The following is an 11,324-nucleotide window of genomic DNA, read 5'->3' as shown; positions in this document are numbered from 1 at the left end:
CTGTGGTGCGGATCACTCGTGATCATTGATCGGGAGTAGATAAGTCGCAGCTAATAAAGCTGATACCCGGCCGCCGAAGGGCCCTAATATCGTGGTCTTTTCTTCGGTAATTCCGGTGTGGGGACGGCGATGGCGAGGTGAATGCATTGGAGTGGCATTCCGCTGGTGAGCTAGCGCGGATCCGCACCAATGATCAGCTCGCCGAAGCGCTCCACGCACTTTCGCGCCGCCGTGGGCTGACTCTTGTCGCGTTCGAAAGAGCGACCCGTGAATACGATAAGCTGCGGGACAGACAGGCGCTAAAGCGATCGACCGTCAGCGACGCATTTCGTGGCAAATCCCGGATCACCAAGTCTCTGCTGCTCAGCGTCCTGGACGTCTGCGGCGTGCGGGGTGGCGAGGCGCAGGGAGCCTGGGTGGCCACCTTGGAACGGGTCATGCGACAGGACCAGGGCGATCGTCTTCGGGTTGATGAGGCCACACCGCGCGAGCTTGGCATCCACAGCGCCATAACCGCCCCTGACAGCACTGACGACCTTCCCACGTACGTGCAGCGAGATTTCGACTTCGACCTGCGCACCGTGCTTTCCGCCAACGGTCCGGACCGTGGAGCGTTCGTCGTTATGGTCGGGGCCTCGTCGACCGGTAAGACCCGCTCCTTGTACGAGGCGGTCTACGAGCTGTTTCCGGACTGGTCGCTGGTGCAACCGTCGGAAGCGGCGGATCTGCTCGAGCTAAAGAGCTCCCCGCCCCGCAATACCGTCTTCTGGCTCGATGAGCTCCAGCAGTATCTCGGCGGCCGTCCGCCGCTGACCTCCGAGTGCGTCCGGACCTTGCTCCGTCACGGGAACGTCATCGTCGGCACCCTGTGGCCGGACCAGTACGCCACATGGACATCCGCGTCCGAGGACATCCGCCGGGTCGTGAAGAGCGCCTGTCCCATCAGCGTGCCTGACTCTCTGACGATGGCCGAACTCAACGTAGCCAGCGGAATCGCGGAGCGTGACAGTCGGATCCGCGTCGCATTGCACACGCGCGACGCGGGGCTGACTCAAGCACTCGCCGGCGGCCCCGCCTTGGTCATGTGCTGGGAACAGCCGGCAACCCCATATGCGAAAGCCATCATTACCGCGGCGGCCGACGGGCACCGTCTCGGGGTGCATGCGCCATTGAGCCCGAAGCTTCTCGCTGACGCGATGTTCGGCTACCTCAAGCCGGCCCACCGCGTGAAACCTGCGGAGGTGTGGCTAGCCGAGGCCCTGCCGCACGCCACCAAACCGCTGCATGGCGACGTTTCCGCCCTGTCGCCCGTGGATGACGGCGTGGCCGGCACTCTCGCCGGCTACACCATCGCCGACTACCTGGCTCAGCACTTACGGCGTGTACGGCGCACAGCGTGCGTGCCGCACGAGGCATGGCATGCCTTCATCACCCATTTGCATCGTCCTTCGGACCTTCGCCGTCTTGCCAACGCCGCCACGGCGCGCCTGCGATACCGCTACGCCGAGCCAGCCCTGGAACGGCTCGCCGACGAGTTCGACGACGGCCGCGCGGCCATGGAACTGGCCGATCTGTTGATCCGCCAAGATCGGTTCGGACGAGCTGTGGACGTCCTGCGCCGACGGTTGGCGGCCGATCCACGTGATTGGGAAGTCGGGCGGCATTTGTCCCGGACCCAGGAACTGTGGCAACGGGTCGAGGGAATCCGACCGGCGGCTGACGCCGGCGATCCTGCGGCGAGCCAACGTCTGGCGGAGATTCTCGTCGACTGCGGCATCAGTGATGACCTGCGGATACGTGAACGCAACGGCGATCTGACTGCGGCTGAGCGGCTGGTCGAGCGGCTCATGGACCGCGGCTGCATCTGGGAGATCTGCACGCGGGCGGACCAGGGCCAGGTGTTCGCCGCCGAGGCACTCGCAGATCTCTACCTCGCCTGGGGCGAAGTGGACCTACTGATGTCTCGTGCGGAGGCTGGCGATCGGCCGGCCCAGCTGCGCCTGGCCAAACGGCGCCGTGACGAAGACCACGCCGAAGTGGCGGCGGCAGAGCTGGCCGAGCTGCGAGCAGCCGTTGACGACGGCAAATCCGAAGCGGCGCTACAGCTTTGCGGCCTGCTGTTCGAGCTCCGTGATGAGGCCGGGCTCACTGACGAGCTGAACGCGGGCACTAACGGCGCGGCCGATCGGCTTCTGGCGTTGTACACGGCCACGGGGCGCCATCCGCCCGAAGACGCGGCGCGTCTGCGGTCCCTCGGTTTGAACGCCGACGGATCGGCGTTTCCCGGCCCCGATTCCACTCTTCGCTGATGCGGTGAAAGGACCCATGATGTCGGACGACCTGTCACCCGCCGACTACGCGATTCTCGTTCTGCTCCAGATCGAGGACCGGGAGATCTCCAACACCGAGCTCAACAAGCTGTACGGCGTCAGACTGGTGAGTCCGGCATACGAGAAGCTCAACGCCGCCGGCTACGTGGTATCGAAGACGGACCGCCGGCCGTACCGGCACAGCCTGGCCGACAAGGGCGCTCGCGTGCTCGGGAAGCCTCTGGTGCTCGGCGAAGAGCAGGCTGAGGCTGCCGGGAGGCGCTCAACCAGCGAGAAGCAGCTCTGGGCTGCCCTCGCAGCGAAGCATCAGGAGAACCTCGACCTGCGCGCCGCCGTAGGCGACGCCGACCGGTCCGACGACGGCGCACGTTCGCAGGATCTCCGTAGCTTGGACGAGCGGATTCGCGCCGTGTACGACCAGGTGGCTGATGATCCCGGCGATTGGGTGAGCCTCACGAAGATCAGGTCGCTCCTCGGAGACGTTTCGAAAGCCGACCTCGACAAGGCGCTGGAGCAGATGCTCGGCGCACCGGACGTCCGGCTGGAGTCGGAGATCCACCGGCACCGGCTCGGCAAGCGGGAGAAAGAGGCATCGGTCCGGATCGGTGGCGAGGACCGGCACAAGCTGGCGATCGGACTGCGATGACCGAGGAGCAGCGCACCGCGCTAGCCGCGCTGCGGTTCAGCTGGGCGCAGGCACCCGACGACGTGTGGAGAAGCCCGCCATTCCACGTCGACGGGCTGCATACGAGAGTCGTCCGGGACGTGCTGGACGGCATCGCCGAGGCGGAGGCGAGTGCCGAAGCCCACCCGATCGGACTGGTCCTCGAGGGTCGGCCCGGATCCGGCAAAACGCACCTGCTGGGCTGGGTTCGCGAGCAGGTTCACCAGCGAGGCGGCTATTTCTTTCTCATCAGCCTGCTCGACGGCAAGAAGTTCTGGGATGGTGTTCTCGTCCTCCTGCTGGACGGCATGTCTCGTCAGGTCATCGATGACGAGACGCAACTCCGCCTGCTACTGCGGCGGTTGGCCGCCCGGACCGGTACGCCACAGACCACGCGCCGTGCGGTGATGGGCGAGACAGAACTGTCCCGCGCTGCGTTGGACACCTTCATCGCGGGACTCAAGGATTACGACAGGCACGTTGCTCTGCAGTGCCGGGACACCGCTCGCGCGCTGGCGTTGCTGGCCTCGGACAAGGAAGAACATCAGGACGCGGCCTACAGCTACTTCACATGCGAAGAAGAGGCGATTCCCGGCGAACGCCATGCCTGGGGCATCCGTCCGAAGTCGCGAACGCCCCAGCAGATCGTCCAGGACATCTCCCGACTGCTCGCACTCACCGGGCCGACCGTCATCGCGTTCGACCAGTTGGACACCCTGATCGCGCAATCCGCTCTTCAGGAGGATCTCGCCAAGCTCTCCAGCGACGCGGCGGATCTGCATGTGGCGGCGATGGTGGCGGGTCTTGCCAACGGCCTCATGGATCTGCGGGACATGACCCGAAGGACCCTCACCGTCGTCGCGACTCTGTCCACGACGTGGGAATTGATCGCTGGTCGGGCCATCGCCTCGTTTCCGGACCGGTTCCGGAGATGTCCGGCCCTCGGCGGAATTCAGAGTCCCGCGCTCGCTCGGGAGATCATCGCGAAGCGGTTCGCGGCGCGATACGCGGCCATCGACTTCGCCCCGCCCTACCCAACGTGGCCGGTGCGGGACCGAGTGTTCGAGGAGGCTGTCAACTACACGCCGCGCAGGTTGCTGGTCGACATCGACCGGCACATCCGCGCTTGCCTGGTCGACGGCGACGTACGGGAACTGGCCAGTCTCACCGAGGTACCTCCAGAAGACGAGATATCCCGGCCAGCCGACAGAACGGCGCCAACAGCATCCGAGGAGGCGCTGGCCAGGATCGAGTCACGGTTCGAGGAGCTGAAACGAGCGGCGGACGTGACGTCGCCGCTGGAACACGATATGGAAGACGACTTCTTCCCTGCCCTCCTCTCGGCCGGTCTGCATGCGTGGATCGTGGAGCGCGGCGACAACGGCGAGATGTTCAGCGTCGACCCGCCTCCGAGCGCCAAACCGGACCTCCACGCCCGGCTGCGTCGCGCGCTCGACGAGCGGAGCGAGGAGGAACGGGAACGTTCACCGGACGATCCCCGCGCGGAGGATCAAGTGCACTGGTCTTTCCGGGCGATCAGCGACACCCATCACGGTGTGGGCGCGCTGCATCGGATCCGCCGCGCCCGCACGGCGTCCGGCCTGAGCGCCGGCGTCCGCAAACGAAAGCTCTTCCTCATCCGCAACGGCCCATGGTCCCGGTCGGCCAAGACTCAGGAGATCCTCCAAGAGTTGGAGGCGCAAGGAGGAACGACGCTGAGCATCGACGATGCCGACCTGCGAGTGCTCGCCGCGCTGCATGGGCTGCGTCAGGAAAACCCGGCCGAGCTGTACGCCTGGCTGGTCCGCTACCGGCCCACTGAGCAGATCACCCTCTTCAAGGAGGCACTGGCCGACGCCGGTATGTGGGCAGCTTCCGCGTCGGCTGCCACCATGGCCGATGTCGATGCGGGGGAGGCGCCGGCCGGGTTCACCGTCGGCTACGGATATCACGACGACGCGCCCGTCCAGGTGACGCTGGAGGCGCTTCGCAAGCACGGGGCGATCTTCGCTGCCTCGGGGTCCGGCAAGACGGTGCTGATTCGACACCTTGTCGAAGAGTGCGCACTACAAGGCGTGTCAGCGATCGTCCTGGATCCCAACAACGACCTGGCGCGGCTCGGCGACCCGTGGCCGGAGCCGCCCGCGGAATGGCGAGCCGGCGACGCCGAACGGGCGGCGGACTACCTCGCCGGCAGCGAAGTCGTGGTCTGGACGCCACGCCGGGGATCGGGCCGTCCGCTGAGTTTCCAGCCGCTGCCGGACTTCGGCAGCGTGTCCGACGACCCCGATGAGTTCGAGGCGGCGGTCGAGGTCGCCGCGTCAGCCTTGGCCCCGCGGGCCAACCTCGTCGGACGCTCCACGAAAGCCCATCTCGGTCTCGCCGTGCTACGCCGCGCGATCGAGTACTACGGCAGACAGGGGGAAAGCAGCCTCCGTGGTCTCATCGACCTGCTTTCCGACTTGCCGGACGGGGTGAGCGGCCTCGACAACGCTCCGAAGATCGCCGCAGATCTCGCCCAGACACTGACCGCGACCATGGACAACGATCCCATGTTCGGCGGCAGTGGGACGCCCGTCGATCCGAGCATTCTGCTGACTCCGTCGCCAGGCAAGCGTGCCCGGATTTCGGTCATCAGCATGATCGGGCTCGGTGACGATGCTCGTCAGAGCTTCGTCAACCAGTTGCAGATGGCGCTGTTCGCATGGATCAAGAAGAATCCCGTGCAAGATCGGCCTCTGCTCGGCCTGCTGGTCATGGATGAGGCGCAGAGCTTCGCACCCTCGGGTGCGGCGACCGCGTGTACACAGAGCACGCTGGCCCTCGCATCACAAGCGCGTAAGTACGGTCTCGGGCTGATCTTCGCGACTCAGGCGCCCAAAAACCTCCACAACAGGGTCTCTGGGAATGCCGCGACGCACTTCTTCGGTCGTCTGACAGTGCCGGCACAGATCACGGCTGCTCAGGAGATGGCGAGGGCCAGGGGTGGCGACGTGCCCGACATCGGCACCCTCTCCTCGGGCGAGTTCCACGCTGCGCTGGAGGGCGAGGCGCCGCAGAAGATACGTACGCCCCTGTGCCTCAGCTACCACCCAAGCGGCCCGCTAACCGACGAGGAGGTCATGGCCCGAGCGCGGAGGGCAGAGCGTGATTGAGCTACACGAACCCGGTTGGTTCCACGATCTTCCAGCACGTGCAGGGAGGGCACGCCAGCAGGCTCAGCCGTCGGCGTGACGCCGGTGTGACGCAGAAAATTTTCCGGGCTGGTATTTCCACAGTTGGCCGACCTGGCGATCTGCAGCGTTCAAGCCGTGGTCGGAGCTGGGGCCGGGGCTATGCCTCTCACCGCGAAGGGGACCCTCACACGCCCTTCCGCCGCCTGTACAACCTCGCCCGCGCCCGCATCGTGGTCATCTGACCAGGCACCCGATGTGCACGTCGTGGCGGGAGACCCAAGCGGGCTGAGTTCCATGGTTTGGCGTGCCCAACGACATGGGTGACGGCGATTCGGATCGCCGTCACCCCGCCGGGAGGTTACGCGGGCTGGGAGACTGCGCCTGCCGACAATCCCGTCCGGCCAGGTCATGGCCTTGCGAAGCCCAGACTGGCATAGGCGGTCTCCACCCGTCCAGGCAGGAATCTTTGTGCGGCATGGGGACGCGGCCGATCGTCAAGGACGGCGACTACACCGTCCTCGAGCAGAAGGGCAGCCACCAAGCCCCATTCCGCCTCGGCAACACCGCGGATCACGGGTTGGTGTTCACCTTCACCAGCGCCGACGCCGCCGATGCGACAGTCGAGGGTGTGCTGTCCGATGTTGAACCGCCGATCAACGAGTGGTTCCACCTGGCTGGCGCGTACGATGCATCCGCGAAGACCGCGTCGCTGTATCTCAACGGCACTTTGATCAAGTCCGCGCCGATCAGTTTCTCCGCGTGGAATGCTGATACCGCAATGTCACTTGGCGCGAGCATGCTGGGCGATCTCGACGATGTCCAGGTCTACCAGCGGCCCCTGGCCGCCGATGACATAGCGGCTCTCATCGCAGGCGCGAACCAGCGAACCGCCCAGAAGACGAACTCTTCGAGTCAGCCCCCGCAGGATGCGTCTCGCGCCTCGACCACCGCTGCGGACTTCGATTACGACCATCTCAATCTGGAGGGCTGTCTAAGGTCCCCCAAGCATCCGACCATTGATTATGCCCGTATCCAAGAACGTCCGTTCACTTCCTGCTGGACGAGCTGGGTCAGTATGGGAACGTACGAAGCGGCAGAGAATGGGGACGGCCCGGACGGAAAGCGGTGGGTCAAGGCCAGCAACAAAGTCGGCGTCAGCAGAAGTGGCGGCAGAGCCGGCATAACGGCCTCCGTCCTGGAGTCGGTCCTGGGAGAACCCCTGCCCAGCGACATCATCTTCCAGTTCCGTGCCACCTGGGTGATCAACAGCTACGTGGGGAACTTTAAGGGCACAGAGGTAGCCAATGCAGAAGGCAGCGGTCTGAGGCCGCAGAACATGAAACTCTTCCTGCGGCTGACCGACTTCGCCTTGTATTGGAACGGAAGGAGATACCCCATCAGCGAGGAGAGCGCCGAGGACATCCAGGCGCTCCCGCTGACGTTCGAGGTGCAAACCGAATCCGACAATCTAACGCCTTGCCGGAGCATCACTGGAAGCACCACGAAGACGATCAGAGAATGGGAGACGACCAGTAGCGCCATTTACCTGCTGGAAAGCAATCCCATCGCAGGGGGAGCAGCGCGATATGCACGATCAAGCCGATGCTCACCCGTTTCCATAACAATCGCGCAGATCTCCCCCTGTGGAGTTATGAGATAGTAGGAGCGGAAGGGAAGCGGCTCGGGGTGGCCCGACATGGGTACGATCGGCTGCCAGGAAACCTCGGCACCCTGGCCGCCCCCTACTATCGGTGTGATCGGGAGAAAGTGATCAATCACACCGGCGGATGTGTCAACGACAGGGCACACCGGGTCTTCGAAATGTCAGATAGCGGAAACCCTGAGTTCGCCGAAGTCACCAGGCACATCAAATCTGCTCTAGACCCGAGCATCAACAAGTACACATCCCCTCCGCTTCGTCCAGGACACGACTGGTCGAAGCCGGAATACCCGCCCTCGAAGATTTGGGATGGACGCGAGCAGCCGAAGACGATCCCTGGAAACTGGAACGTCGCCTCCAGTCCGCCGCTGCACAAGCGCCCGGAAGGCACCTCCAGCTTCAACCGGAATTTCTTCTCGAACCTTGAAATGAATATAGATGTCGGAACAGCTAACCCAATGCGCTGGAGTAAATCCCCTTCAACCAATTACTGCAAATACTACTTCAGAGACCAATATGGAAAGGACGAGAACAACGAAGGGATGCCGTGGGCAGGACGCGGACCGCGGTCCAATAAAGTGGAGTGCGACGAGTATCCCTTCGCCTCGACCTACCAAGGGGCAGCCGGCAGTGGAAGGGGGACTGGCCATTACTCCATCAGGGCCGTCAGCGGCGGTCATAATGATATGCATGGCCGCGTGCTGAAGGCGTTCTACGACAAATATCATGTCGCCACCCATCACGCCTTCTGGGTGAGCGTCGTGCCGTAGTCGTCATCCGCGTCGGAGTATCAATGTGGGGGTGTCGGTCACATGTGACCGACACCCCCACTTTCCGCGAACAACCAACAAGAGGCCAATGATGCAGGAAAATTATCGCGCCCTTCCTGAGGAAAGTCAGTGGGACCTACTGACCGAACATGGTCTAGGATCGTGGTTTAGCTGCCAATGGGTGGACACAGCAGACAGCGACGAGATCGCCCGACGGTTGGGTGTCGATCCCCAAGACGGCGTCTTGTGTGACTTTCAAACAGCCATGCAATCGTACGAAACCAGCCCGGAACAACTGGTCGTCTGGGTGGGAGAGCACTCAGTCGTCTGGTCCACCATCCTCACCATCAGCGGCGTATTGCCGCCGCATCTGATAGAGGCGCTGAGCGCTGAAGGGCAACGCGTACTAGAGGCCTATTTCGTGGGAGAGGCTGATCCCGGCAAACTGATGTACACTCATGACAGCGAATACTTTGGAGAGATATTCCCTCCATCCGCCCCTGGGGGATGGATGGAGGTTCCTGAGTTCGAGGCGCACGCGAGCGGGCTGGAGCTCATCGGCGAAATTAGCGACGCTGAACTCTTCGACCGCTATATGTGTATGGCAGGACGGATTACCGGCCGGTTCATCGACCGGGGCTGGTTCGCATCAACGCGAACCCTGTACCACGTTCCACAAGGAGTATGACGTCGATGGACGCGTGGATGAGTTTCTCCAGCAATGCGCCTGCCGAAAAATCCATCCGTTCAGTTCAAGCCGCATGCGAGTATTCGTGAAGGACTCCGCCGAGCCGGTTCGTCGATGTATGTTCAGGTCAGTGATTCGTTCGGGGCGCTGCTTGGTTCAGGGCTTGGTGGGGGCGGCGTTGATTGTAGGCTGGCGCCCGCCGTCGTGGACCATGGCGGCCTGGGGTCCGCCGCGCTGTTGAGCTCGGCCCACTGGGACAGCCCCGCAGGAACGGCGGCGCTGTCCCCCGAGCGTGCCTTGCAGCAGTCCCAGCGCCCGGACCTATCTCCCGGCCTGACCGCGGTGCACATCCCTACCGAGGAACTGGGCCGGACGGCGGTACGGCTGGCTCTCAACTGGCACGAGCGCCAGCACGTCGTCCTCGGCACTCAACGTCGTCGTCCGCGACTCCGTACGCCCGCCCGCTCACAGCGACGTGACCTTGCGCCGATCGTCCAGGAGCAATGCTTGAGACCTGTGGATCGGCCGGGAAGGGGTGTACCTAATGAGATCTGGGAGTAGGTCTTCCGGCAGACTCCCCGCAGAGCGGCCGTCGGCAGGTGAGCACTCGGTGTACCTGGGCGTTGAGTCCTTCGGGAAGATCGTGCCCCTGTCGGTTGGTCGGGAGAGTTGATCGCTGCTGGGATGTCGTGCCCGCCCACAGGGTGTGAGCACTGTTCATTAGGGCGCAGATGGTTCTCCCGCAGGCTGCTGACCAGCGCAGGGCGGTCGAGGGCAGGAGAGCGATGATGCGGCTGTTCGTCGGGAATGACTGGGCTGAGGAACATCATGACGTGGAGCTGATGGACGCCTCGGGGCGGCGGTTGGCCAAGGCCAGGCTGCCGGAGGGCGTGGCGGGCATAGCGCGGCTGCACGCCATGATTTCCGAGCAACTCGGTGATCAGGCCGAGGAGGCCGAGGTGATCATCGGGATCGAGACCGATCGCGGGCCGTGGGTAGCAGCGCTGGTCGCGGCTGGGTACACGGTGCTAGCGGTCAATCCGCTACAGGCCGCCCGCTACCGGGAGCGGTTGGCGGTATCGGGGGCCAAGAGCGACGCGGCCGACGCGCACATGCTGGCCGACATGGTGCGCACCGACGCCCACCAGCTGCGCCCGGTGGCGGGTGACAGCGCGGCCGCCGAGGCGGTCAAGGTCGTGACCCGCATGCACAAGACGCTGATCTGGGAGCGCACCCGTCATCTGCTGCGGCTGCGGCATGCCCTGCGGGACTACTTCCCCGCCGCCTTGGCCGCGTTCGAGGACCTGGCGGCGCCCGAGGCGTTAGAACTGCTGGCAAAGGTGCCGGATCCTGGCTCGGCGGCCATGCTCAGCATCGGTCAGATCACGACGGTGCTCAAGCGTGCCCGCCGCCGCGGCGACCTCGCTGAGAAGGCCGCGCGGATCCAGATCGCGCTGCGCACTGAGCACCTGGGACAGCCCGCCGTCGTCGCGGCCGCCTACGCCGCCTCGGTCCGAGCGCTGGTCACGGTCCTGGCCACGCTGGATGAGCAGATCACCGTCCTGCAGCGGGAGGTGGAGACGCATTTTGGCGAACACCCGGTCGCTGAGATCCTTTTATCTCAGCCCGGGCTGGGACCGGTTCTTGGCGCCCGGGTCCTGGCAGAGTTCGGTGATGACCCTCGCCGTTACGCCACGGCCAAGGCCCGTAAGAACTATGCCGGCACCAGCCCGATCACCCGCGCCTCGGGCAAGAAGAAGATCGTCGCGGCGCGTTTCGTGCGCAATGACCGACTCATCGACGCTTTGATGGCGCAGGCCGCCACCGCGATTCGCTGGTCACCGGGCGCTCGCGCCTACTACGAGAAGCAGCGCGCTCGTGAGGTGGACTACAACGCCGCGCTGCGCCAGGTCGCCAATCGGCTGGTCGGCATTTTGCACGGCTGTCTCAAGACCGGGACCGTCTACGACGAGGCAACCGCATGGTCGCGAACGCCTCAATCGCGTGCTGCTTGACGCCAAAGCGTCCTGGGATGT

7 protein-coding genes are annotated in these 11,324 nt (G+C 64.4%); all 7 read left to right on the top strand.

Going from position 1 to position 11,324, the window contains the following annotated elements:
* Nucleotides 1–146: 146 nt before the first annotated feature.
* A complete protein-coding gene (locus V5E28_RS48265; RefSeq protein ID WP_336217053.1) occupies nt 147–2,309 on the top strand; it encodes a tetratricopeptide repeat protein in 2,163 nt (720 codons plus the stop codon).
* 19 nt (nt 2,310–2,328) lie between these two features.
* Nucleotides 2,329–2,976, top strand: a complete 648-nt coding sequence (locus tag V5E28_RS48260; RefSeq protein ID WP_336217052.1) for a hypothetical protein — start codon at nt 2,329–2,331, stop codon at nt 2,974–2,976.
* On the top strand, nt 2,973–6,149 hold the full coding sequence (locus V5E28_RS48255) for an ATP-binding protein (RefSeq protein WP_336217051.1): 3,177 nt from the start codon (nt 2,973–2,975) through the stop codon (nt 6,147–6,149). The genes V5E28_RS48260 and V5E28_RS48255 overlap by 4 nt, the downstream gene beginning before the upstream one ends.
* A gap of 496 nt (nt 6,150–6,645) precedes the next feature.
* Nucleotides 6,646–7,830, top strand: a complete 1,185-nt coding sequence (locus V5E28_RS48250; protein ID WP_336217050.1) for a LamG-like jellyroll fold domain-containing protein — start codon at nt 6,646–6,648, stop codon at nt 7,828–7,830.
* A complete protein-coding gene (locus V5E28_RS48245) occupies nt 7,773–8,600 on the top strand; it encodes a NucA/NucB deoxyribonuclease domain-containing protein (protein WP_336217055.1) in 828 nt (275 codons plus the stop codon). The genes V5E28_RS48250 and V5E28_RS48245 overlap by 58 nt, the downstream gene beginning before the upstream one ends.
* A 181-nt stretch (nt 8,601–8,781) precedes the next feature.
* Entirely contained in the window at nt 8,782–9,288 is a 507-nt protein-coding gene (locus V5E28_RS48240) for a hypothetical protein (protein ID WP_336217049.1), read from the top strand.
* Between the two features lie 788 nt (nt 9,289–10,076).
* Nucleotides 10,077–11,303, top strand: coding sequence for an IS110 family transposase (locus V5E28_RS48235; protein ID WP_336217054.1), 1,227 nt, complete (start codon nt 10,077–10,079; stop codon nt 11,301–11,303).
* Nucleotides 11,304–11,324: the final 21 nt, after the last annotated feature.

This window comes from Nonomuraea sp. LPB2021202275-12-8, from assembly GCF_037044575.1.
GTDB lineage: Bacteria > Actinomycetota > Actinomycetes > Streptosporangiales > Streptosporangiaceae > Nonomuraea.
The sequence above is the reverse complement of the archived record's forward strand: the minus strand, read 5'-3'. Positions and strand labels throughout refer to the sequence as shown.